Origin of the sequence: Actinomadura sp. 3N508 (assembly GCF_044326375.1) — a bacterium.
GTDB lineage: Bacteria > Actinomycetota > Actinomycetes > Streptosporangiales > Streptosporangiaceae > Spirillospora.
The window spans coordinates 396,058-419,238 of record NZ_JBIRAX010000009.1 but is presented as its reverse complement, the minus strand read 5'-3'; the positions used below and the strand labels follow the sequence as shown (position 1 = coordinate 419,238).

Annotated in this window: 19 protein-coding genes and 1 tRNA gene; 4 read left to right on the top strand and 16 right to left on the bottom strand. The window is 71.6% G+C overall.

Going from position 1 to position 23,181, the window contains the following annotated elements; all coding sequences use genetic code 11:
* Positions 1-511 precede the first annotated feature (511 nt).
* A complete protein-coding gene (locus tag ACH34S_RS30260) occupies positions 512-1,765 on the bottom strand; it encodes a DUF222 domain-containing protein (protein ID WP_395956235.1) in 1,254 nt (417 codons plus the stop codon).
* Between the two features lie 859 nt (positions 1,766-2,624).
* Between ACH34S_RS30260 and ACH34S_RS30255 the strand changes: the two genes are divergently transcribed.
* Both ACH34S_RS30255 and ACH34S_RS30250 read left to right on the top strand, forming a co-directional pair.
* Positions 2,625-3,845 (top strand): acetyl-CoA C-acetyltransferase, encoded by a 1,221-nt coding sequence (locus tag ACH34S_RS30255; RefSeq protein ID WP_395956234.1) that lies wholly within the window; start codon positions 2,625-2,627, stop codon positions 3,843-3,845.
* Between the two features lie 258 nt (positions 3,846-4,103).
* Positions 4,104-4,331, top strand: coding sequence for a DUF4287 domain-containing protein (locus ACH34S_RS30250; protein ID WP_067799929.1), 228 nt, complete (start codon positions 4,104-4,106; stop codon positions 4,329-4,331).
* An 880-nt stretch (positions 4,332-5,211) separates the two neighbouring features.
* Here the strand turns inward: ACH34S_RS30250 and ACH34S_RS30245 are convergent.
* From ACH34S_RS30245 to ACH34S_RS30220, 6 genes are all read right to left on the bottom strand, one after another.
* Positions 5,212-5,895: a maleylpyruvate isomerase family mycothiol-dependent enzyme gene (locus ACH34S_RS30245; RefSeq protein WP_395956233.1), complete on the bottom strand. Its 684-nt coding sequence runs from the start codon at positions 5,893-5,895 to the stop codon at positions 5,212-5,214.
* Positions 5,892-6,470, bottom strand: coding sequence for a TetR/AcrR family transcriptional regulator (locus tag ACH34S_RS30240; RefSeq protein ID WP_395956232.1), 579 nt, complete (start codon positions 6,468-6,470; stop codon positions 5,892-5,894). Before ACH34S_RS30240 ends, ACH34S_RS30245 begins: the two co-directional genes overlap by 4 nt.
* Positions 6,471-6,688: 218 nt before the next feature.
* Positions 6,689-6,761: transfer RNA gene (locus ACH34S_RS30235), tRNA-Leu, on the bottom strand.
* Between the two features lie 17 nt (positions 6,762-6,778).
* A complete protein-coding gene (locus ACH34S_RS30230) occupies positions 6,779-8,188 on the bottom strand; it encodes a class I SAM-dependent methyltransferase (RefSeq protein ID WP_395956231.1) in 1,410 nt (469 codons plus the stop codon).
* A gap of 77 nt (positions 8,189-8,265) precedes the next feature.
* On the bottom strand, positions 8,266-9,651 hold the full coding sequence (locus ACH34S_RS30225) for an NAD(P)/FAD-dependent oxidoreductase (protein ID WP_395956230.1): 1,386 nt from the start codon (positions 9,649-9,651) through the stop codon (positions 8,266-8,268).
* Between the two features lie 288 nt (positions 9,652-9,939).
* On the bottom strand, positions 9,940-10,761 hold the full coding sequence (locus tag ACH34S_RS30220) for a uracil-DNA glycosylase (protein ID WP_395956229.1): 822 nt from the start codon (positions 10,759-10,761) through the stop codon (positions 9,940-9,942).
* A gap of 137 nt (positions 10,762-10,898) precedes the next feature.
* Between ACH34S_RS30220 and ACH34S_RS30215 the strand changes: the two genes are divergently transcribed.
* Positions 10,899-11,747 carry a DUF2510 domain-containing protein gene (locus tag ACH34S_RS30215; RefSeq protein WP_395956228.1) on the top strand — a complete coding sequence of 283 codons (849 nt, stop codon included), beginning with the start codon at positions 10,899-10,901 and terminating at the stop codon, positions 11,745-11,747.
* Between the two features lie 100 nt (positions 11,748-11,847).
* Here ACH34S_RS30215 and ACH34S_RS30210 read toward each other — a convergent pair whose 3' ends face one another.
* The 4 genes from ACH34S_RS30210 to eno all read right to left on the bottom strand — a co-directional run bounded on the left by ACH34S_RS30210 (position 11,848) and on the right by eno (position 15,623).
* Positions 11,848-12,798 (bottom strand): exopolyphosphatase, encoded by a 951-nt coding sequence (locus tag ACH34S_RS30210; protein WP_395956227.1) that lies wholly within the window; start codon positions 12,796-12,798, stop codon positions 11,848-11,850.
* A complete protein-coding gene (locus tag ACH34S_RS30205) occupies positions 12,795-13,337 on the bottom strand; it encodes a DUF501 domain-containing protein (protein WP_395956226.1) in 543 nt (180 codons plus the stop codon). Before ACH34S_RS30205 ends, ACH34S_RS30210 begins: the two co-directional genes overlap by 4 nt.
* Positions 13,338-13,718: 381 nt before the next feature.
* The gene (locus ACH34S_RS30200; RefSeq protein WP_395956225.1) at positions 13,719-14,180 is read right to left on the bottom strand and encodes a septum formation initiator family protein; all 462 of its coding nucleotides are present in this window, start codon (positions 14,178-14,180) and stop codon (positions 13,719-13,721) included.
* A 159-nt stretch (positions 14,181-14,339) separates the two neighbouring features.
* Positions 14,340-15,623 carry a phosphopyruvate hydratase gene (gene eno, locus ACH34S_RS30195; protein ID WP_395956224.1) on the bottom strand — a complete coding sequence of 428 codons (1,284 nt, stop codon included), beginning with the start codon at positions 15,621-15,623 and terminating at the stop codon, positions 14,340-14,342.
* A gap of 447 nt (positions 15,624-16,070) precedes the next feature.
* Between eno and ACH34S_RS30190 the strand changes: the two genes are divergently transcribed.
* A complete protein-coding gene (locus tag ACH34S_RS30190; RefSeq protein ID WP_395956223.1) occupies positions 16,071-17,384 on the top strand; it encodes a sensor histidine kinase in 1,314 nt (437 codons plus the stop codon).
* 30 nt (positions 17,385-17,414) lie between these two features.
* On the opposite strand, the gene ACH34S_RS30185 is transcribed toward ACH34S_RS30190, so the two are convergent.
* The 5 genes from ACH34S_RS30185 to ACH34S_RS30165 form a co-directional block, all read right to left on the bottom strand.
* On the bottom strand, positions 17,415-17,717 hold the full coding sequence (locus ACH34S_RS30185) for a hypothetical protein (RefSeq protein ID WP_395956222.1): 303 nt from the start codon (positions 17,715-17,717) through the stop codon (positions 17,415-17,417).
* A 69-nt stretch (positions 17,718-17,786) separates the two neighbouring features.
* Entirely contained in the window at positions 17,787-18,743 is a 957-nt protein-coding gene (locus tag ACH34S_RS30180; protein WP_395956221.1) for an NADP-dependent oxidoreductase, read from the bottom strand.
* 168 nt (positions 18,744-18,911) lie between these two features.
* Positions 18,912-21,416 (bottom strand): transglycosylase domain-containing protein, encoded by a 2,505-nt coding sequence (locus ACH34S_RS30175; protein WP_395956220.1) that lies wholly within the window; start codon positions 21,414-21,416, stop codon positions 18,912-18,914.
* Positions 21,417-21,486: 70 nt separating this feature from the next.
* On the bottom strand, positions 21,487-22,476 hold the full coding sequence (locus tag ACH34S_RS30170) for a MazG family protein (protein ID WP_395956219.1): 990 nt from the start codon (positions 22,474-22,476) through the stop codon (positions 21,487-21,489).
* On the bottom strand, positions 22,473-23,147 hold the full coding sequence (locus ACH34S_RS30165) for a hypothetical protein (RefSeq protein ID WP_395956218.1): 675 nt from the start codon (positions 23,145-23,147) through the stop codon (positions 22,473-22,475). The genes ACH34S_RS30170 and ACH34S_RS30165 overlap by 4 nt, the downstream gene beginning before the upstream one ends.
* Between the last annotated feature and the right edge of the window lie 34 nt (positions 23,148-23,181).

Genomic DNA, 23,181 nt, shown 5'->3' with positions numbered 1-23,181 from the left:
TTGGCGGCGCGGCGTGGAACCAACCGCACACGTATCCGCCCAGCGGGAAAGCTCGGTAGGCGTGCCGCGACCAGTCGCGCCAGGCCCGGCCTGAAGTCCCGCCAGGCGGCCCCGCTCAGCCGATCCCGCCGGTTGGCGGCGCGGCGTGGAACCAACCGCACTCGTATCCGGCCAGCGGGAAAGCTCGGTAGGCGTGCCGCGACCAGTCGCGCCAGGCCCGGCCTGAAGTCCCGCCAGGCGGCCCCGCTCAGCCGATCCCACCGGTTGGCGGTGCGGCGCGTGGATATCGACTGTGCGTGTATCGGGATCGACTGTGCGTGTATCGGGTGGGCCCCGGGGAGGCGTGCCATGACGGGCGTCCCTTAGGCCAGGCTGGATGTCCTGTCACGCGGCCCCCGCCCGAGCGCGTTGGTCGGGGGCCCGTGTGGAATCGGCCGCGTGTTTCGGGTGGCGGAGAGGGGCCGGTTGGCATGCTCCGCCTGGTCGTCGTCCTGGCCCGGTTTGGGGTTGGTCAGGCGGCCCACTCGATCGGTTCGGTTGGTGGTGGTGGTGCGTGGATGTCGATTGGTTGGGTGTCGGGTGGTGGGAGGACGCGGTAGATGTGGCGTCCGGTGGTGTCGCGGATGATGGTCATCTGTTCGGCGTTGGTGTGTTTGAAGCGGTTGTGCCATCCGCAGCACAGGGCGAGCCGGTCGATGTCGGTCGGTGAGCCGAGGGCCCAGCCGGTGACGTGGTCCACCTCGCACAGGGTGCCGGGCACCTCGCACCCCTGCACCGCGCACGTCGGGTACAGGGTTTCGAGAACTTGGCGTTGGCCGGGGGTGGCGAACCGGGCCCGCTGGCCCAGATACAGCGGCACGTGGCCGCGCCCGAGGATGAGGGGTGAGACGCCCGCGCTGAGGGCGATGCGGCGGATGTGTGCGGCGGGGATGGGGGTGCCGTCGGTGAGGCGGCCGGGGGCGGTTCCGCCGGTGAGGGTGTCCAGGTCGCAGATGACGGTGATTTTGGTGGCGCGGTGCCCGCCCGCCAGCACGGCGGTCAGCGCTGCGGCCGTCCGCTCGGGCAGGTCACGCCGGTCATCGGTCCCGGCGGGTTTGGCCAGGGGTGCGAGGGTGCCGTCCCAGACGGCGGCGTCCTCGGCGTTGAGCCAGCCTTTGACATAGCGGCCGCCGTCCAGGGAGCGGGTGGAGGTGACCCAGGACCGCTCATACCCGCGCCGCGATTCGGCATCGGGTTTGTCGGTGCCGTCGCGTTCGGCGATCACGTCTCGGATACGCCGCCCGAACGAGGCGACCTTCCCGGCCGAGAACCCCTGCCCGACCATGTCGAGCAGCAGAGTTTCGGCAGTCGCGCAGTCGGCGTCGTCCAGGCGCGCGACGGCGTCGGCGACGGTCGATGCATAGCCGTAGGCGAGCTCGCCGCTCGCGAGGAGTTCGGTGACGCGGGGCAGGCGGTGGCGTTGCCGGGCCAGGGTGGCCCGCTCCCGGGCGCGGGTGTCGCGCATGCCCATGCGGGTGCGGAGCCAGGCTTGGGTGGAGGGCAGGCCCCAGCGGCGCATCTCCCCCGAGGCGTCCACCCGCCCGATGAGTGCGGCCAGCGCGCTTTCCTGCCGGTCGGTGGCGGCTGCGAGGGTTTCGGCGATGTGCATGCAGGCGGCGGGTGAGTCGGGGGCGTCGCGCTGGGCGAGTTCGTGGGTGATCTGCGCGATGGCGTCGACCAGTTCCCCGGTGGACGCTGAACGAAGATCAATGGATATCGAACTCACATCTAAATATTATCGAACGTGCGTGTGCTTTCGTTGCCGAGATGGGTCTTATTGTTGTGGCGGATGGGATAGTCGGAGTCTGGGGTCGGCTGGAACGGTGTTCTGGGGTTTTGTGTGTATTGTTTCGTATTGGTGTGGGTTGGGTGGGTTGTTGTTTGTTTCTTGGTTGGAGGGTGGGGGCGGGGCGTCGGGCGGGGGCAGGCGGAGCCTGCCCGTTGAGAGCTGCACCAGGGGCCGTAGAGGCTCCGAAGTCAAGGGTGGGACGGAGTCCCATCGCGAAGCGACGCCGAAGGCGCCCTTGACTTTGGAGGGGCGGCCCCGTACGCAGCGCCGCCCCCACCCCCGAATCTGAATCCACCAACACACGACTCTAAATACGCCTACACACGACAACAGAGAATCGAAAACGGAAACAAAGTCGAAGGAACGAGGACCGGGGCCCGTCCGGTCACCATCGACGAGCCCCGGCCGGTCATTCGACCCCGTCACACGGCCGCCGCCCGCGCTTGCGGCGGCCGCCCGGTGGGGCCGCGTCAAGGGTCTGGCCTTCGACGTCCCGCCCACATGGGACGGAAGTCATCACCGGATCGGGAACCAACACAAGCCAACCGGCCGGCCCCGCACCAGACTGCTATTAGCCCGACTGTCAACACAAAGGGGACCCGCACTATAACTCCCGGCGAGACAGCAGCTAGATTGCTGGTGACCGACGAGTAACACCGACGTCACGTGACACGGCCGCCAGACCGAACCATTCGGCGGTGTCCCGGGACACGGTCGTACGGCACGTTGGGGGCGGGGCCGTGGGACCGACCGGTGTGGTCGCTACAGGAACGGCTGCGAGACAGGAGACCCGCACATGCCCGAGGCAGTCATCGTCGCAACGGCGCGCTCACCGATCGGCCGCGCATTCAAGGGGTCGCTGAAGGAAATGCGGCCCGACGACCTCACCGCTCAGATGATCACAGCCGCGATGGCCAAGGTCCCGCAGCTGGACCCGAGCCAGATCGACGACCTCCTGCTCGGCTGCGGCCTGCCCGGCGGCGAGCAGGGCTACAACATGGGCCGCGTCGTGGCCGTCCTGCTGGGCTGGGACGACGTGCCCGGCGCCACCATCACCCGCTACTGCTCGTCGTCCCTCCAGACGACCCGGATGGCCTTCCACGCGATCAAGACGGGCGAGGCGGACGTCATCATCTCCGCGGGCGTCGAGACCGTCAGCCGCTTCGCCAAGGGCAGCAGCGACGGCCTCCCCGACACGCAGAACCCGCAGTTCGCGGACGCCCAGGCCCGCACGGCCAAGGCGGGCCAGGGCGGCTCGCCCGTGTGGCATGACCCGCGCGAGGACGGCGGCCTCCCGGACATCTACATCGCGATGGGCCAGACCGCCGAGAACGTGGCGGGCATGCGCGGAGTGTCGCGGCAGGCGCAGGACGAGTTCGGCGTCCGCTCGCAGAACCTCGCGGAGAAGGCCCTCGCGAACGGCTTCTGGGAGAAGGACATCACTCCGGTGACGCTGCCGGACGGCACCGTCCTCGCCAAGGACGACGGCCCCAGGCCCGGCACCACCTATGAGAAGGTCTCGCAGCTCCAGCCGGTGTTCCGCCCGGACGGGACGGTCACCGCAGGCAACTGCTGCCCGCTGAACGACGGCGCCGCCGCAGTGGTGGTCATGAGCGACACGAAGGCAGCGGAACTCGGCATCACGCCGCTGGCCAGGATCGTCTCGACCGGCGTCACGGGCCTGTCCCCGGAGATCATGGGCCTCGGCCCGGTGGGCGCGTCACGCAAAGCTCTCGCCAAGGCCGGCATGACGATCGACGACATCGACCTCGTCGAGATCAACGAGGCGTTCGCCGCGCAGGTGCTGCCGTCCGCCGCCGACCTGGGCATCGACATCGACAAGCTGAACGTGAACGGCGGCGCGATCGCGGTCGGTCACCCGTTCGGCATGACGGGCGCCCGCATCACGTCCACGCTACTCAACAGCCTGAAATTCCACGACAAGCAGTTCGGGCTGGAGACGATGTGCGTCGGCGGCGGACAGGGCATGGCGATGGTCGTGGAGCGCCTCTCGTAGCACCTTGGCGGCCGGCTGACGACGATCGCACGGCCGACGGCCCGCCGCGGAACGTCTCACACACCTCCACGGCGGGCCGTCCGCCCGACACGCGCGGGCTAACCACCGACCACGGCGGCGACCTGCAGGTTTTCCGGAGAACATCCCCGTTATTGACGATCTACGTAACGTAATAGATAGGTCCCCGTTAGGGGGTTGTCACATCCGGACTCCTGTTGCAGAGTCAGCAGGAAGAGCCCCGCGACCTGGAGGTGCCAATTGTCACTGAACCACTCGCCGGAGACGCACAGCAAGCTGATAGCCCGCATTCCGCAAGTCACAGGACGTGACATCCCCGAGTGGTTCACCGCCATCGAGAACGGCCCGTCGTTCACCCGCTGCGAGGAACGCAGCTCCTGGCTGGCCGAAGAGCACAACCTCTCCCACGGCTACGCCGCCGCGCTGGTGCGCGAGCACGAGCGCACCCGCCGTGCGAGGCACTACTGAGTTGACGCGGTAACCGAGCCTGACGCGGTACTGAGGTATTGCGTACTGCTGCCTAGTGCGGCGGACGTCGCATCACCGAGGCCGACGCCGCACCCCCTGAGCCTGATGCCGGGCGCACCGTGCGCCGAGCAGAGAGCAAGGCTCCCGTAAGAACTTCATACAAACTTGGTGGGATCCCGCCAACGGATGCCCCCGTCGTCGTGCCGCCGTATTCGCGCCACGACTCTGGCGCTGAGATCCCACAACTGATCAGCCCCACGCCCAGGCGCGGGGCTGATCATTGCGTTCACGCCCCCCGCGCCCGCCGCAACGACCGCGCCTCGGTCATCTCTTTGATCATCCCCGCTCGCCGAGTCCTAGGTCTGGTCACTGGCCGGGTGTGCACCTGGGCAGCGCCAAGACCGACGTCCGCGACGCGTTCGTGATCGCCGAGGCAGCGCGCGCGCCCTCTCCCGCCCCCACTGCGGCGGGTCGATGGCGGAGACCACCCCTGTGGTGGATCCTCAGATGGGCCATCTGGCTATCGCGCGGATCAGGGCTTGCGCCACTCAGCCACCGCAGGCGGTTCCCCGCGTCCAGCCCGGCCGCCTCGCTGGCACCACTCGGCTGGCGGCTACGACCATTGATCGCACCTAGCACCCGCTTGACGAAAGCCATAGGGACACCCGAACGACCGCGAACGCGCCCCCAGGGACGACCGACCCTCTAGGCCCCGTGCCCAAACGACCGTGCCCAAACGACCGTGCCCAAACGACCGTGCCCAAACGACACCGACCCGGGACGGCTGCGGCCCTCGACGACCACGACCCTGCACCGCCGCGCTCTCAGGCGGCCCCGCAAGAGGATCGCGAGGCTGGACTACTGCGGGGCGGGTGTGCGGCTAGGCGGTTAGGTTCGCGGCCAAGGCTTCGGCGCCTGGGCCGGACAGGTCGGGTGCTGCTTCTCGTCTTCCTGCGCATACCAGCAGTAGTGCGAGCATCGGGGCTTGGACTTCGGGGCCGCGGCCGGCCGTCCAGGGGGTGTCGGTGGCTACCAGGCGGAAACCCGCCACCTTCCGGGTCGAGGGGAGCGGGCGGGGCCAGCGCATGGTCAGGAGGCGGCCGGCGGCGACGGCCGCGGCGTGCGACGGGACGTCATGCCGTAGACCCAGCGGGACGGCGATGTCCTGCCCGTGGACGAGGATGTCGGTGAGCGTCTCCAGGTAAGTGACCCCGACGTTGTGGCGCCGCGACCCCACCGTCCCGCGGATCCGGGCGATGAGCTGCTCGTTCGTCAGCGCGGCGGCGCGGCGGCAGGCGGCGTGCTGGATGGTCCGGTCGAGGCTGCCGCGCCACCGCGCCAGCATGGCGATCGCGGCGCCAGGGCCCATCTGCTGCAGGGTCAGATGGGCGGCGACGTCTCGCACCGTCCAGCCGGCGCACAGTGAGGGGTGCCGCCACTGGTCGTCCGACAGGTTGTCGAGCAGGTCGGCCAGGCTGCGCCGCTGCGCGTCGATCACCTGCCAGGTCTCGTCGGGGTCCAGCACGACCGAGGTCACGGGACGGGGCAGGCGTTCGCGGTTCATGTCGATGCCTCCACGGGGTTCGAGCCGACGACCGACGTGACGAGCGCGGAGATCTGCGCGGACGGGTCGAACGCCGGGTCGGGGTTGGCCAGCTGGTGCAGGACGACTCCCGTCCAGTGGTTCATGATGATCGGTGCGTCGCGGCCGGGATCGGTCGAGCCGGCGGCGCGCAGCCAGTTGGTGAACCAGGCGTTGACCCTGGCTCCCGTCTCGGTGAGCTGCGCGCGCAGCGACGGCTGGTTGCCCGCCTCGACGAGGATCGCGTACCGGGCCAGGGTCAGTGTCCGGCGCGGGCCGGTCGCGTCCTGCGCGAAGGCGGTGAGCGCTTGGGCCAGTTCCTGCGGCGTGGTCGGGCATATGCGCGCGGCGATGTCGTCCCATCCGGCCCGCTCTCGGGCGGCGAACCGCTCGACTACCGCGTCGAGCAGCGCCTCCCGGGTCCGGAAATGGTTGGACGCGGAACCGGCGGGCAGCCTGGCGGCCGCGTCGACGGCGCGATGGGTGAGCCCGCGCATCCCCCGTTCGCCGAGGACGGAGATCGCGGCGTCGAGCAGCCGCTCACGTCTGTCTGACATGGCAACACACTACACACGTAGTTCAAAGAACTCCATCCGTAGTTTGATAGGAGCGCGTGGCACATCCGGGCGAGCGCAAATTCGGCGGGCTAAATGTGAATGCATTTCGGGAATGCCAGGCTTCCGGGTTACCGCAATACCGCCGCGCGAGAACGGGGTGAGAAAGCGTCCGTCCGAGCGGACCGGCGCCCTCGGCAGAGCGCCGGCCGGCCGTTGTGTGCCCCTGGTCGGACTCGAACCGACACGTTGGCTCTTTTAGGGAGCCCGCCTCTGCCATTGGGCTACAGGGGCGGCGCAATCATATCGAGTCAGCGGGTCATCACGGTCCGTCCTTCCGCCTCGATGGCGGCGGCTCGGACGTTGTCAACGCGGCGAATCGCGCGGATTTCATGCCTGCCTATCTGGCCGCTCTCGCAGGCCAGGGCGGATGCGGCAAGGTACAGCAGCCAGACGCGCGCGCGGCCGGGTCCGGCCAGTTCCGTGCATTCGGTCCAATGGCGCCGCAGGCCCGCGGCCCAGGCGCGCAGCGTCCGCGCATGGTCCTCGCGAAGTGCCTCCACGCTGCGCACTTCGAGCCCGGCCTCCTCCAGATCGTCGAGCAGCGCGCCGAGCGGGCGCGGGTCGGCGTCGTCCGGGACCATGTAGCTGGTGATGAAGTTCCGCCGGGCCTGGTGCGGGGCGGGGCGGCGGACCGGCTGCTGCAGGACGATCCGTCCCCCCGGCGCGAGGAGCTCGTACAGCTCCGACGCCGGACGTTCGATGGACGCCACCCCCGCCAGCCCGACGATCGCGTCGTAGGGCCCGTCACCGGCCTCGGGCAGGTCGAATCCGCGGACGTCGACATCGTCGTCCGCGGTCACGGCCCGCACGTGGTCGGCCTGCTCGGGAGTGCGGGCGAGGGCGACGACCCGGGCGCCGTGGTGGACGGCGGCATGCCGCGCGAACGCACCCCAGCCGCAGCTCAGGTCGAGCAGCCTGGCCCCGGCGAACAGCCCGAGGCGCTCGGCGACGCCCACGTGCGCGGCGAACTGGGCGGCCCCCAGATCGCCCTCAAGGTCGACGTCCACGCCGGCGCCGGGGTCACCGCCCAGGTCGGCGGGCAAGTGATCGCCCAGGTCGTTCCAGTTTCCGGTGATGTGCGCCAGGTCCTCGCCGAAGAGGCGGGCGAAGAACGTGGCGGGCTCCGCCATCGGCTCGCCGGCGGCGTCGGAGCCGGCGGCGCGGCGTCCGGTGGCGAGTTCCTCCGGGGGCGGTTTCGGTTCGGGGCCGACGGCGCCCAGCGTCACCGCCGTGCGGACGATGTCGCGCTTGTCGTCGCTGCTCAGCCGGATCGGCTCGTCGCCGTTGCGCATCACCCGCCGGACGGCGTCGAGCGCGGCGAAGACGTCCCCCTCGATGTCCAGCTCACCGGCCACGTAGGCGCGGACCAGGCCCATCTCGCCTGGCTTCCACAGCAGCCGCCGCAGTGCCCGCCGGTGCTTGAGCACGAACGCGGGCGCGCCGGGCGGGCCGATGGAGCTGCCGTCCCAGGCCAGGACGCGGATCGGCAGCGCGTCCGCCGCCTCCCGCCCCTCGCCCAGCAGGATCTTGGTGAGCAGCGGCGCCAGCCGGAGCGCCACCCCCTTCGTCGCGGAGCCCGCCGCATCGAGTTCCCCGGCGGCCGACGCCGCCTCCAGTTCCGCGGGCACGTCGCTCCAGGTGGCGTCTCCGTCGTGCATGGCAGGGCGCGCCTCCTCGCGATGACGGTTTCAGGCCATCATGACTCGCGCCGGCCCGGCTGCGGGGACGGAACGGGTCATGTGTCGTGCTGGCGGCCGGCCGCGAGCTCGAACTCCTGATGGGGCCATTCCAGTTCGCCTAGGGAGACGATCTCGCGCCGGAAGAACGCGGCGAGCGTCCAGTCCATGGTGATCCGGAATTTACGATTCACAGTCGGCATCCGCGACAAATGGTATGTGCGGTGCATGAACCAGGCGGGGAAGCCGCGGAGCTTCAATCCGTACACGTTCGCGACGCCTTTGTGCAGGCCAAGGCTTGCGACCGAGCCGACGTAGGCGTGCACGTACGCCTTTCTGGGCTTTCCGCGCAGATCCGCCACGATGTTGTCACCCAAACGTTTGGCTTGCCTGACGGCGTGCTGCGCATTGGGCGCAGTGAAGTCGCCGGTGTCGGTGAGATCGGGAACGGCCGCGTTGTCGCCCGCCGCGTAGGCGCCCTCCACCCCGTCCACGGTCAGCTCGGCGGTGGCCTTGACGCGTCCCTTGTCGTCGATGGGAAGGTCGCTGTTGTTGACGACCGGGTGCGGTTTCACGCCGGCGGTCCACACGAGCGTCCCGGCGTCGAACTCCTCGCCGTCGCTCAGCACGATGTGCCGCCCCTCGGCGGACTTCAGCAGCGTCTCCATCCTGATCTCGATACCGCGGCGGCGCAGCGCCTCCGCCGCCCAGCGCCCCATCTCCGACCCCACCTCGGGCAGGATCCGGTCGGTCGCCTCGATCATCAGCCAGCGCAGCTCGCGCGCGTCGATGCCCGGGTAGGCCTTGCAGGCGTCCCGCGCCATGTCCTCCAGCTCCGCCATGGCCTCGACGCCGGCGAACCCGGCCCCGACGAACACGAACGTCAGCGCCCGCTTCCTGACCTTCTCGTCGTCCGGGTTGGACGCCGCGATGTCGAGCTGGTGCAGGACGTGGTTGCGCAGGAAGATCGCCTCTTCGACGGTCTTGAACCCGATCCCGCAGCTCGCGAGGCCGGGGATCGGCAGCGTCCGCGAGATGGACCCCAGGGCCACCACGAGCAGGTCGTAGCCGACCTCCCGGTCGGGGACGCCCGCCGTCTCCGAACCCGCCGGCCGGACCGTCAGCCGCTTGGACGCGTGGTCGATCCGCGTCACGTACCCGTTCAGGATCCGGCAGCGCTTGAGCACCTGCCGCAGCGGCGCCACGACATGGCGCGGCTCCAGGTTCCCGGCCGCGGCCTCCGGCAGGAACGGCTGGTAGGTCATGTACGACTGGGGGTCGATGACGGTGACGGCCACCTCGCCGCGGCGCAGCTCGCGGCGCAGCCTCTTCTGCAGGCGCAGGGCCGTGTACATGCCGACGTACCCGCCACCGACGATCACGATGCGCGTCGTGGTCCCGCGTCCGGACGGCTCCCGCCCGGCAGGATTGCGATCAGAAGGCATGCCGGGAGCGATACCCGCATATGGGGGCTGTTCACCACGCCGGACCGGCGTCCGGTGAGCGGGCCGGTCCACGAGTTCGCGAATCGCCCGAACCAAGCCGTCCGGATCCGCATCTCAGGGGACGTAGCAGAAAGGAGCCGGTACCCCGAGAGGCACCGGCGCAAGGAAAGACGCGGGTCAGGGCCGGACGGGGGCGCCAAGCGGCCGCGGGACGTCGGGCCGGGACAGGGTCGGCCCTGACCGCTCCGGCCGCTTGGCCAAGGCCCTGCCCCGCGCCCCCGCCATCTCCTAGCGGTAGTCGCGCGCGCGGGTGAGGACGGCGTCCAACATCTCCTCGGTGACGCGCCCGGTGAAGGTGTTCTGCTGGCTCGGGTGGTAGCAGCCCAGCATCAGGACGGGCCCGCGCGACCCCGCCGAGGGCGGCGGCGCCAGCTCGATCTCCGCGCCGTGCCCGAACTTCGGCCGCGGGCGCGGCAGCCCGTACCCCGCCTGCCTGAGCGCCGGCCACACGCCCTGCCACGCGAACCCGCCGAGGCACACGATGCAGCGGACGCTCGCCGCCACCTGCTCGACCTCCCGGGACAGCCACGGCAGGCACGTCGTGCGCTCCAGCGGCGTCGGCTTGTTGTCGGGCGGCGCGCAGCGGACGGTCGCCGCCATCCGCGCCCCGATCAGCCGCTGCCCGTCGCCGGCGCGGACGCTCGTCGGCAGCGCGGCGAGCCCGACCCGGTGCAGCGAGGCGAACAGCCAGTCGCCGGAGCGGTCCCCGGTGAAGATCCGGCCGGTGCGGTTGCCGCCGTGCGCCGCCGGGGCGAGCCCGACGATCAGGATCCGCGGCTCCGGCTCGCCCCATCCGGCGATCGGGCGCCCCCAGTACTCCTCGTCCGCGAACGCCCGGCGCCGCTGGACGGCGACCTTCTCCCGCCATTCCACGAGCCGGTCACAAGCCCGGCACACCGACTGCCGGGCGCACAGCTCGTCCAGGTCGGGGGCCTTGGCGGCCAGCTCGATGACGTCCCCGGTCCCTTGCGCCACAGGCGTTTCGGGGGTTGCGGGGTCTTCGGGCCATCCGGTCCCGGGCGGGACGAACGGCGCGTTGGCGGTCGGCATACCATCGATCGTCGCACGCCACAGGCGGTGGCCGGGTTCCGCCCAACCCTCTGCACGAGCCGTTCATCTCGGTACGATGCGTTCGCCGGTCGGGGAGGCGGGAGTCCGGCACGCCATGGGCGAAGCGGAGGCAGGCAGTGTCGCAACCGGGCTGGTATCCAGACCCCTACGGCACCGGCAGCCTGCGCTGGTGGGACGGCGAGAGCTGGACGGAACGCCTCAATCCGGAGCCGGTCCGTCCGCCGCGGCTGCGTCTCCCCGCGCAGGAGCAACGGCCACGGGACGAGTACGAGGAGACCCGGTACGGGTCCCAATACGGGGCCGAGTACGGGACGCACTACGCGGCGCCGCACTTCCAGCAGCCGACCTGGGAGGCCCGTCCGGCCGTCCAGCCGCTGGACATGAACGTGCGCGGCCTGCACCTTTACGCCGACGACCGGTTCGTGGCGTACGGGAACGCCTCGCTTCAGTGGCCACATGTGGAATGGGTGGCGTACTGGGCGGCGGAGCGCCCGGCCGGTTACGGCCAGTCCACCGCGACGCAGTGGGTCTTCCAGGCGGGCCGGTACCCGTTCCGCGGCGGCCCGCGCGTCGAGGTGGTCATCGAGCCCGAGGCGCTTCCCGGGACCGCGAACGCGGGCGCGAGCAGGGCCGACGCGGTTGGCGCGGAGGGCGAGCCGGAGCAGATCTGGGGCCGGCTGATCCAGCTGTGCCAGGAGCACGCCGAGCAGCGGCTGGTGAACGAGCTGGCGGGACGCGTCAGGTCGGGCGAGTCGGTCGACGTGGCCCAGGGGCTGACCGTGCATCCCGGCGGCGTCCGCGGCAACCGCGTCTCGCTGAGCTGGACGGCCATCTCCGGGGCGACGGTGGACGGCGGGCGGGTGTGGATCCAGCAGGCCAACAGCTCCGCGCCGATCCTCTACATCCCGCAGCAGAACCCGAACGCGGTGCTCATCCCGGCCCTGCTGACCCAGCTGAAGCGCTGAACCCGCCGCGCGCGGCCGGCGCGGGCGCTCAGGCCAGGGACGGCGTCCAGGCCAGAGCGGCCGTCCAGGCCAGGGGCGGCGCTCAGACCAGGGGCGGCGCTCAGACCAGGGACCAGGCCAGGCCGTCCAGGATGTCGTGCTCGCTGACCACGACGGCGCCGAACCCGTACTCCCGCATGATCCGGTCCAGGATCAGCGCGCCCGCGCCGATCACGTCGACACGCCCGGGGTGCATCACGCCGAACTCGGCCCGCTCCGCGCGGGTGGCGTGCAGCAGCCGCCGCGTCACCTCGTGGACCTGCGTGGCGGTGATGCGGGACAGGTGGATGCGGGACGGGTCGTACGCCCCCAGCCCGAGCGCGATCCCGGCGACCGTCGTGACGGACCCGGCGAGCCCGACGAGCGTGCGCGCCTCGTGCACCGGCACCGTCCGGCGGACGGCGGCGAGGGCGGCGTCGATGTCGGCGGCGGCGTTGGAGATCTGCTCGGGAGACGGCGGGTCGCCGTCCTTCAGGTGCCGCTCGGTCATCCGGACGCAGCCGATGTCGATGGAGCGGGCGGCGTCGGCGGAGGAGCTGCCGACGACGAACTCGGTGGACCCGCCGCCGATGTCGACCACCAGGTAGGGCCGCGCCGGGCGCAGCGCCGCCAGCTCCCGGGTGGCGCCGGTGAACGACAGCTCGGCCTCCTCGTCCCCGGTGATCACCTCGGGGACGACGCCGAAGATGTCGACGACGCCCCTGACGAAGTCGGCCTGGTTATCGGCGTCGCGGGTCGCGCTGGTCGCCACCACCCGCGTCTTGATCGGGCCGTGCCCGGCCCTCGCCCCGTGCTGCTCGATCAGGGCGGCGTAGCCGCGCATCGCCGTAAAGGTACGTTCCAGAGCGGCGCGCGACAGCCGGCCCGTCTCGTCGACGCCCTCCCCCAGCCGGACGATCTCCATGCGGCGCTCGACGTCCGTCAGCGTCCCGCCGCCCTCGCCGGGGGCGATGTCGGCGATCAGCAGGCGGACGGAGTTCGTCCCGCAGTCGATGGCCGAGACGCGCGTCACCGCTCCACCTCCGGCTTCGGCTCAGGCTCCGGCTCCGGCTCGTCGATCTGGACGCAGGGCCCTGAGCGCCACCATTCGGGGAGCGCGGCCAGCCCTTCGCGGCCGAACGGGTTGGCGCCGGGCACGGCGAGTTCGTGGGCGATGAGGGCGTGGAGGCATTTGACGCGTTCCGGCATGCCGCCGGCGCTCTGGGTGCCCTCGGGCAGCGGTTCGACGCCGTCCTCGCGGGCCGCGTCGCCGCGACGCCGCAGGTAGTCCTCGTGCGCGGCGCTGTACTCGGCCCTCAGGGACGGGTCGGCCGCGAGCCTGTCCTGCATGTCCCGCATGACCCCGCCGCCCTCCAGCGTCCCGATGGCGGACGCGGCCTTCGGGCAGGTCAGGTAGAACAGCGTGGGGAACGGCGTCCCGTCCGGGAGCCGCGGCGCCGTCTCGATCACGGCGGGCAGGCCGCACGGGCAGCGGCTCGCCACCCGGCGGACGCCGCGCGGCTCCCGCCCCAGCTGGGCCGCGACCGCGGCCGTGTCACGTGCTTCGATCATGTACGTCCCCACCGGCGGAGCTCCCCGACCCGCCTCGACTGCGCGTTCCAGCCGCGCTCTCCGGCCAACACGCGCCCTTTCGACCAACACGCGCCCTTACAACCAACAGGCGCCCTTACGACCAACACGGCCCCCTCCGGCCCAGCACGGCGCCTCCGGCCGCCGACACCCCTCCGGCGCCCTGCGACGCCCTCCGACAAGCACTTCCCGCCGCTCGGGAAGCCGGCACGGCGCCTTGCGGCGGCCCCGTGGTGGCGCGGGCGGGCCCGCAGCACCGGCGGCGCTCTCCCGTCCGTGCCCCGGTGCTCCTGCCGGGACGCGTCCATCGGCGCCAGTCGACCATGTCGCGCCGGACACGTCGCACCGGGCCCGTTGGACGGGTCAGCGCGGCCTGTCTGCGGACTCGACCGACCGCCACAGCGTCTCGTACCAGGGCGGCCTGGTCGTCGGGCCGCCCTTGCGGGCCTGCCGTCCGTCCCCGCCGCTGCCGTCCAGGACGATGTAGCACTTTACGTCAGGGCGGCAGTAATGGAGCCTTCGCGTCGCCTCACGCTCAATGTACGACTTCTCGCCCAGTTGTTGCTTGCGTTGGGCAAGGATCTCCACCTGCCGCCGGGCCGCGGCCTCCTTGCGCTGGAGGTCCGCGATCTCCTTGCGCTGCGCGATGTACTCGCGGACGGGGTAGGCAAGGCTCAGCGCGATGGCGCACACCACCACCGCCAGGATGGCGGCGCGGCTGGTCAGGGCCGGGTTGCCGCGGCGCGTGCCGCCGCCGTGCGCGGCCTCGCGGCCGGTGTCGTCGCCGTCGTTCCCGCCTTTGGGGGCGGCTTTGCCGTCAGCCATCGTGTCCCCTGCGTGGTCGTCCTGGACTCGCGTGTCTCCGGTGTGCGGTCGGGGCCATCTGTCCGAAAACCGGCGGGCCCGGGGACCGGAACAGGGTTCCGGTCCCCGGTGGCGTCCGGCTCGGGCCGGGCGCCCCGGCCTCGGTCAGGGGCGCGTCAGTCAGCCCCGGCCGTCAAAGCGCGGGAACGCGGCGGCGCCGGCGTAGCGGGCGGCGTCGTCGAGCAGCTCCTCGATGCGCAGCAGCTGGTTGTACTTGGCGACGCGGTCGCTGCGGGCGGGCGCGCCGGTCTTGATCTGGCCGCAGTTGGTGGCGACGGCCAGGTCGGCGATCGTCGTGTCCTCCGTCTCGCCGGACCGGTGGCTCATCATGCAGCGGTAGCCGCTGGTCTGCGCGAGCGCGACGGCGTCGAGGGTCTCGCTGAGCGTGCCGATCTGGTTGACCTTGACCAGCAGCGCGTTCGCGGCGCGGGCCTTGATACCGCGGGCGAGCCGCTCGGGGTTGGTGACGAACAGGTCGTCGCCGACGATCTGGACGCGGTCGCCGACGGCGGCGGTGAGGCCCTCCCAGCCGGGCCAGTCCTCCTCGTCGAGCGGGTCCTCGATGGAGACGAGGGGGTACTCGCTGATCAGCTCGCCGTAGTAGGCCGCCATGTCGTCGGCGGACCGCTTGGCGCCCTCGAAGGTGTACTGCCCGTCGGCGTGGAACTCGGTGGCGGCGACGTCCAGGGCGAGGGCGATGTCGCGTCCCGGGGTGAAGCCCGCGTTGCGGATCGCCTCCATGATCAGGTCGAGCGCGTCGCGGTTGCTCGGCAGGTCGGGCGCGAAGCCGCCCTCGTCGCCGAGGCCGGTGTTCAGGCCCTTGGACTTCAGCACCGACTTCAGCGCGTGGTAGGTCTCGGCGCCCCAGCGCAGCGCCTCCGCGAAGGTCGCCGCGCCGATCGGCGCGATCATGAACTCCTGGACGTCGACGTTGGTGTCGGCGTGCGCGCCGCCGTTCAGGATGTTCATCATCGGGACGGGCAGCAGGTGCGCGTTCGGCCCCCCGACGTAGCGGAACAGCGGCAGCCCGGCGGAGTCGGCGGCGGCCTTGGCGACGGCGAGGCTGACGCCGAGGATCGCGTTGGCGCCGAGCGCCGACTTGGCCGGGGTGCCGTCCAGGTCGACCAGGAGCTGGTCGATCAGCCGCTGGTCGGACGCCGGGTAGCCGACGAGCTTCTCGTCGATGGTCTCGTTGACGGCCCGGACGGCGTTGCGGACGCCCTTGCCGCCGTAGCGCTCGCCGCCGTCGCGCAGCTCGACGGCCTCGAACTGGCCCGTGGAGGCCCCGCTCGGCACGGCCGCGTGCGCCTCGGTCCCATCGGCGAGCAGTACCTCGACCTCGACGGTCGGATTGCCGCGGGAGTCCAGGATCTCCCGGGCGAGTACGGCCTCGATCGATGACACGGGGAACCCCCTGATGATGATGACGAGTGTCTGAGTGCAGCCACCGAGCCTAGCCGCGCCGCCCCCAAGCCGCCGAACGGGCTCGCCGTCTTCCCCGCGACCCCGTACAAACCGGACGATCGCGGAGCATTCACGGCACGCCCGGCCGCCTCCGGGCCGGTTCCGGCCCGGAGGCGGCTGAACGATCTTTTACCCGTCCCCCACGGTCATGTTTGCCCGCTTCAGGCAAGAAAGATCTGGTACTGGCAGGAGCGTCCCGGGGAGGTCGTCATACGCGTCCGTTCCTCGCGCTTCCGGCCCAGGCGTCTCCGGCAACGGCGCCTCCGGCCCAAGCTCCCCCGGCCCAAGCTCCCCCGGCCCAGGACTTCTGGGCGCGGCGGGCTGACCTCGGGCCTGGGCGATTGGATCTGGCGGAACCTGCTGCGCCCGCCCAAGATCCGGCTGCGGGTGACGCTGACCTCGACGCTGGTCGCCTTCGTGCTGACCACGGCGATGGCGGGGCTGGTGCTGTCGGGCAGCCGCAAGCAGACGATCGACGACGCCATGCAGGAGATCTCGCAGGACGGCCGCCACGTGGCGGTCGCGCTCAACGCCGGGACCGCGGAGCAGGAGCTCGGCGCCTCCGGCAACGAACTGCTCGTGGTGCTGGACGCGAAGGGCCAGGTGATCGCGGCATCGCCGCGGATGCGCGACCGGCTGCCGCCGCGGTTCCCGCCGCCCCCGCCCGGGGACGACCGCCGCGAGGGCCGCACCTGCAGCGGCAACCTGCCGGGCGGCCCCTGCTTCCTCATCGTCGAGTTCCGCGTGGGGACGGGGCCGAACGCCAAGTACGTCTACTCGCTGACGCCCGAGCCGGGGCTGCTGCCCCAGCCGAAGCTCGCTCTGCTGCTGCTGATCGGTGTCCTGCTGGGCACCGGCATCGTCTGCTACGGGACGTGGCGCTCGGTCGGCGGCACCCTGCGCCCGGTGAACGACATCCGGCAGGAGCTGGACGAGATCACCGCGACCGACCTGGAGCGCCGCGTGCCGGTGCCGGCCCGCCGGGACGAGGTGGGGATGCTCGCCGTGAGCATCAACGCGACGCTCGACCGGCTGGAACGGGCGGTGGCGCGGCAGCGCGCGTTCGTCATCGACGTGTCCCACGAGCTGCGCAGCCCGCTCGCCGCGCTGCGGATGGAGCTGGAGCTGGCCCTGTCGGCCCCGGACGACGCCGACGTCCGCGACACGCTCCAGGCCATCCTGATCAACACCGACCGGGTGGGGGCGGTGGTGGACGACCTGCTGGCGCTGTCGCGCCTGGAGGCCGACCGGAACTTCCCGCGCGAGCCGGTGGACCTGACCGAGCTGGCGGACCAGGAGGTGCTGCGCCGCCCGTTCCGCAAGCAGGTGACCGTCCTCGCGGAGGGGGCGGTGACGGTCAACGGCGGCCGCAGCGAGCTGTCCCGGGTGCTGACGAACCTGATCGACAACGCGGACCGGCACGCGGCGTCCGAGGTGACGGTCATCATCAGCGTGGAGGAGCCGTCCACCGCCGTGGTCGAGGTGATCGACGACGGCACCGGCGTCGCGCCGACCGACCGGGAGCGGGTGTTCGAGCGCTTCGCGCGGCTGGCGGAGGGCCGGCACCGCGACGCCGGCGGCACCGGCATCGGCCTCGCGATCTCCCGCGACATCGCCGAGGCGCACAACGGCTCGCTGGTCCTCACCGACCGCCTGGACGGCGTCCCCGGCGCCCGGTTCGTCCTGCGCCTTCCCCGCTGAGACCGCAGCCTCCAGGGCGAGGGAACCGCGTCAGGAGAGGCCGAGTTCGGAGCGGAGGCGTTCGCGCTCGTACTCCAGCAGCTCGATCTGCCCCTCCAGCTCCTGCCGGGCCGCGAGGTACTGCCCCGAGTCGATGTTGTCGCCGGCGTCGGCGGGCGGCGGGGTTAGGTCGGCGCGGAGGCGGTCGAGGGACGCGTCGATGTCGCGGAGCCGGGCGCGCCGATCGTCGTTGGCGGACCGGTCGTTGCTGGCGGGCCGATCGTCGTTGGCGGACCGGTCGCCGGACCGGTCGTCGGCGGCGGGGCGGTCGTCGTCCGGACTGCTGTGGTTCATGTGTTCCTCCCGTGGGTCTGCATGCCCGTGGCGGGACGGTTCACCCGTGCATCCCGTCCTCGCACCGGATCAGATGCGGATCACGGTCTTGCCGCGCGCGCCGCCCGCCCGGTTGGCGGCCAGCGCGTCCGGCGCGTCCTCCAGGGGCACCTCGCGTTCGACCTGGACGCGGAGTTCGCTCGCGTCGATGAGGGCGGAGAGCCGGTCGAGCGTGCCGGAGCTCAGCCCGCCCTCCAGGTTGAGCCCGCGCAGGCCCTTGGCCTCCATGGCGTCGGGGTTCACCGCCCAGATTGAGCTGACGTAGGTCCCGCCGGGGCGGAGCAGCTGCGCGATGTCCTCGGTGGCGGGGGTGTCGCTGACGACGTCGAGGACGGCGTCGATCCCGTCGTTGTGGACGGCCAGCACCTGGGCGTTGAGCCCGTCGGCCCCGTCGCCGCGGGTGTGGTCGACGGTCTCGTCGGCGCCGAGGCGGCGCATCGTCCCGGCCATGTCGTCGCAGGCCGTGGCGATCACCTTGGCACCGGCGAGGGAGGCGAGCTGCACCACGCCCTGCCCGACGCCGCCCGTCGCCCCGACGACGAGGACGGTCTGCCCCTCGTCGACCCGCGCCTGGTCGACCATCCCGAGCGCGGCGCCGCTCGCGGTCGGCACCGCGGCGGCCTGCGTGTAGATCATCCCTTCCGGCATCGCGGCGACCGGCCCGTCCTCCCGGACGAGGGCGTACTCGGCGAACGCGCCGAGGCCCCGCTCGATCCCGGCGAACGTCCCGTAGACCGGCTGGCCCTCCCGCAGCCGGGTCACGCCCTCGCCGACCTCCTCCACGACGCCCGCGCCGTCCACGCCCAGGATCAGCGGGAACGTGGTGTCGACGGAGTCCTTCACCATGCCGTCGGCGAGCTTCCAGTCGAACGGGTTCAGCCCGGCCGCGATCATCTTCACCAGGATCTCCCCGGGACCCGGCTCCGGGCGCGGCAGGTTCATCAGCGCCGGTGTGGCGCCGTACTCGGACACGGCGATGGCTCGCATGACGATCGTCCCCCCGAACGGATACGCACGCATATTTCGCACGCTTGATTCGCACAGCTTAGGTTTCGCGACGCTCAACAGGGGTGAGCACCCCACCGGTGATCTACCCGGACGCCGGACGATCACACAAAGCAGCAGGTCAGGCCCTATGGGAAGGGCAGAGCCGGATCAGGGCGGCGTGAGCTGGGAGCGGTCGCCGGGGGCGGCCGGGAACGTCGGGAACGTCGGCGGCGGGGTGACCGGCGGGACCGGCGGGTCGCCGTCGCGGGGTCCTGGACCTTTGCTGACGCGCAGCTCGATGGTCTCGCCCGGCTCTGCCTTGCCGGGGGCCGGGTCCATCTCGGCGATGGTGCCCTTCTTGTACTTGCGGGACTCGACGGCGGGCCTCTCGATGCGGGGCTCGAACCCGGCCTCGCGGAGCTTCTTGACGGCCTCGTCCGGCTTCATGCCGCGGACGTCGGGCAGTTCGACCTTCTCCTCGCCCGTCCCCTTGCTGAAGAAGTGCGACGGCGGCCGAACGAACGACGTTGGGGACGTGTCCGACAGCGCCCCGAGCATGCTCTGCCGCCAGATCGGCGCGGGGATCGTCGCACCGAACACCGAGCCGTAGCAGCGGCCGTCCATGCAGAGGCTTTCCATCGGGTACTTGTAGCCGCCGCGCGGATCGCCGACCCAGACGGCCGAGGCGAGGTCGGGCGTGTACCCGGCGAACCAGGCGGCGGAGAAGTTGTCGACGGTGCCGGTCTTGCCGGCGGCGTCGCGGCCGAGGCCCATGCCGCGCGCCGTGCCCTTGGTGAGCACGCCGGTGAGCACGTGGTTGACGGCGTCGGCGACGCCCTTGTCCATCACCTGGTCGCACTCGCGCGGCGGCACTTTCAGCCTGCGCCCGGACGCGTCGATGATCGACCGGATCGCGATCGGCTTGCAGTACTCGCCGCGCGCGCCGAACGCCGCGTAGGCCGCCGCGAGCCGCAGCGGCGAGACGGGGTTGAACCCCAGCGTGAACGCCGGGAACTGCTCCAGCGGCTCCCCGCTGGACTGCCGCATCCCGAGCCGCTCGGCCATCTTGACGGTGTCGCAGAGGCCGACCTCCTTCTGCAGCGCGAGGAAGAAGGTGTTGACGGAGTGCTGGGTGCCGGTGACGATGCTGAACTTCTTGCCGCCCTCGCCGTCGGCGGCGTTGCCGAGCGTCTTGGACGCGTCGCCGACGCGCTGCCCCTTGCAGTTGCGGAAGCCGACGGGCGTGTACTCGCGCGGCGCCATCAGCCGGGTACCGAACGGCATGCCCTCGTCGAGCGCGGCGGCCAGCGTGAACGCCTTGAACGTCGACCCGGCCTGCATCCCGATGCTGGAGCCGTGGCTGGCGTCGGCGGCGAAGTTGATCCAGGTCTTGCCGCGCTCCTTGTCGGGGCCGAGCTGCCGGTCGACGACCAGCGCCTTGATCTCGCCGGTGCCCGGCTCGACCATCGCCTCCGCCGCCGCCTTGCCCGCGGAGTTCTTCTGCGGGACGTGCCGGTCCACGGCCCGCTGCGCGGCCTTCTGCGCCCGCCGGTCCATCGTGGTGCGGATCGTGAGGCCGCCGCGTTTGAGCAGCTTCTCCCGCGCCTCGGCGGTCTGGCCGAACACCGGGTTGGTGAGGATCTCCCGCTGGACGTAGTCGCAGAAGAACGGCGCCTTGCTGGTCACGCAGCCGCTCTTGACGTCGTCGACGTCCAGCCTGATCGGGAGCCGCGCGGTGGCGTCGGCGGTGGCGCGCTCGATCCAGCCGAGCTCGGCCATCCGGTTGAGGACGACGTTGCGCCGGTCCCGTGCCTCTTCGGGATGCTGGGTCGGGTCGTAGGCGTAGGGGTAGCGGATGACGCCGGCGAGCAGCGCCGCCTCGGCGAGGTTCAGCTCGGACGCGTGCTTGGAGAAGTAATGCCGGGACGCCGCCTCGATGCCGTACGCGCCGTCGCCGTAGTAGGCGATGTTGAGGTAGCGGCGGAGGATCTCGTCCTTGGTGAACCGCTTCTCCAGCGCGACCGCGTACTTGAGCTCGCGGATCTTGCGCGCCGCGGACACCTCCTGCGCCGCCTGCCGCTCCGCGTCGGAGTCGGCCTGGGTGACCAGCAGGTTCTTGACGTACTGCTGGGTGATGCCGGAGCCGCCCTGGGTGACCTGGCCGTGGCCGAGGTTGCTCGCGAGCGCCCGCAGGGTGCCCTGCGCGTCGATGGCGCCGTGGTTGTAGAAGCGGCTGTCCTCGATGGCGAGCACGGCGATCCGGAGCACGGGCGCGATCTTGTCCATCGGGACGTCCACGCGGTTCTGGTAGAAGAACGTGGCGAGGGTGCGGCCGCTCGCGTCGAGGATCGTGGACCGCTGCGGGACGCCGGACGTCGTGAGCCCCTCCGGCTCCTTTAAGAACCAGGTGGCGGCGTCGCGGGCGCCGACCCCGGCGGCGCAGGTGGTGGGGAGCAGCATCAGCGCGACGAGGCCGCCGGCGAGCCCGCCGAGCGTGAACAGGTTGCGGAGCGCGCGGGCCTTCTGGGCGCGGGTCGTGGACGCGGTGAACACGCGCCGGGGGCGGCGGCGTGGCGGGTTCAGGACGTCCCGTTCTGCGGGCGCGCGCTCGCCCGCGGGGACGCCCTGTAGTACTTCGGGGTCCCCGGAGTCACCATCAGCCCCAGCCGACACGCGCTCAGAGTAGACGCGCCGCCCCCACCGGACTACCCCATCCGCGATATTTGGGTAGATACCTCGCGAATCAGTCGGACCGGTTCGACCGCTCCCAGGCTCGGACACGATCCCGGAATACCCTCGAAACCGCCCGCAACTCCGACTCGGCGTCCAGCCCCCGCGCCACCGCCTCCCGGACCAGCCCGAAAAGCCGTTCGCCCAGGTCATCGTCATTGTTGTCATCGTCATTGGTGACGAGACCGTCGGCGAGGCCGGACGGGGCGTCCAGGCGGGCGGCGCGGCGCTGGAGCTGCGCGGCGAGCGACAGCGCGGGCTGCCCCATCGGCACGCCGTCGAGCGCCGAGGCCTCCTCGCCGCTCTTCTCCGCCCGCTCCGCCGCCTTGATCTGCTCCCAGTTGGCGTTGACCTCGTCGGCACCGGAGACGGTCACGTCCCCGAACACGTGCGGGTGCCGCCGGACGAGCTTGTCGACGATCGCGCCCGCCACGTCGTCGATGGTGAACGCGGTCTCGTCGTCGCGCTCGGCGGCGACGACCGAGTGGAACGCCACCTGCATCAGCACGTCGCCGAGCTCCTCGCGCAGCGCGCCGTAGTCGCCCGCCTCGATGGTGTCGAGGACCTCGTAGGCCTCCTCCAGCAGGTACGGGACGAGGGTCGCGTGGGTCTGCTTGCGGTCCCACGGGCAGTCGCGGCGCAGCGTGTCCATCACCGAGACGAGGTCGAGGAGCCGCGCGCCGGGCAGGTCGTACGACCCGTGCAGCACCTCCACCTCCAGCGGGTCGCTCACCACCAGGTGGCCGATCTCGCGCATCAGGGCCTCGTCGCCCTCGGGCGCGGCGATCCACAGGACGTCGGCGCGGCGGGCGTCCGCGACCAGCGAGGCCGCGTCGGGCTCGTCCACCAGCTCGGGCACGACTCCCGCGTCGCCGAGGGACGGCAGCAGCGGATGCCCCGTCCGGGCCCTGACTGCGGACGCCGACCGGAGCGCGTCCCACGCGCGCCAGGTCAGCAGGCCCGGCGCCACGCGGTGCGTGGTCGCGAGCAGTGTCAGGCTCATGCGCCCCGCGTACCCGAATCGGGGCTGGACAGCCGGAACCGGACCGGCCCGACCTCGAACTGGCCCGGGTCGTAGCTGCCGTAGCGCGGGTTGACCTCGATGTCCATGCCGTCCGCGGTGCTGCGGAACAGCTCGTTCCACTTCTGCCCGGCCTGCTGCGTCGCCGGGCTCAGCTCGCTTCGCAGGTCGGCGCCGAACCGCTGCATCACCGCGCGCTGCGTGGCGACAAGCCGGGCGAGGTCACGGACATGCGCGCGGGGCAGCCCGCTGGCCAGGGTGATCGACGCGGCCCCGCCCTGCCGGTTCAGCGAGTCGAGGGCGCCGTCCACCTCCGCCCCGGTGACCGTCACGCCCGCCTTCTCCGCCACCTCGCCCGCGACCCGGAAGTTGATCATCAGGGTCAGCGCGCCGCGCAGGTCGGACTCGGACTCGCCGCCGAGCTGCGGCGCCGGGTTGCCCGGGTTGGCGCGCAGCTCGTTGGCGCGCGGGTCCGTCCGGAACTGCTCGCGCCAGTCGCGGACGGTCTGGCTGAGCGTGGTGACGGTGATGCGGTCGTCGCCGACGAGCGCGGCGGTGCCGACCTTCGGCGAAGCGCCGCAGCCGGTCAGCACGCCGGCCGCGATCACGGCGGCGCCGGCCGCCGCCGCGGCCTTCACGGACTTACCAGGCACGGAAACCTCGTCTCGTCGTCACACGATGGGGCTG

Coding starts and splice junctions, on each gene's coding strand:
- ACH34S_RS30185 (WP_395956222.1), bottom strand. CDS start 17,717: ATGAACCACAGCAGTCCGGACGACGACCGCCCCGCCGCCGACGACCGG.
- ACH34S_RS30255 (WP_395956234.1), top strand. CDS start 2,625: ATGCCCGAGGCAGTCATCGTCGCAACGGCGCGCTCACCGATCGGCCGC.
- ACH34S_RS30230 (WP_395956231.1), bottom strand. CDS start 8,188: ATGCACGACGGAGACGCCACCTGGAGCGACGTGCCCGCGGAACTGGAG.
- ACH34S_RS30220 (WP_395956229.1), bottom strand. CDS start 10,761: ATGCCGACCGCCAACGCGCCGTTCGTCCCGCCCGGGACCGGATGGCCC.
- ACH34S_RS30240 (WP_395956232.1), bottom strand. CDS start 6,470: ATGTCAGACAGACGTGAGCGGCTGCTCGACGCCGCGATCTCCGTCCTC.
- ACH34S_RS30205 (WP_395956226.1), bottom strand. CDS start 13,337: ATGATCGAAGCACGTGACACGGCCGCGGTCGCGGCCCAGCTGGGGCGG.
- ACH34S_RS30225 (WP_395956230.1), bottom strand. CDS start 9,651: ATGCCTTCTGATCGCAATCCTGCCGGGCGGGAGCCGTCCGGACGCGGG.
- ACH34S_RS30245 (WP_395956233.1), bottom strand. CDS start 5,895: ATGAACCGCGAACGCCTGCCCCGTCCCGTGACCTCGGTCGTGCTGGAC.
- ACH34S_RS30180 (WP_395956221.1), bottom strand. CDS start 18,743: ATGCGAGCCATCGCCGTGTCCGAGTACGGCGCCACACCGGCGCTGATG.
- ACH34S_RS30170 (WP_395956219.1), bottom strand. CDS start 22,476: ATGAGCCTGACACTGCTCGCGACCACGCACCGCGTGGCGCCGGGCCTG.
- ACH34S_RS30200 (WP_395956225.1), bottom strand. CDS start 14,180: ATGGCTGACGGCAAAGCCGCCCCCAAAGGCGGGAACGACGGCGACGAC.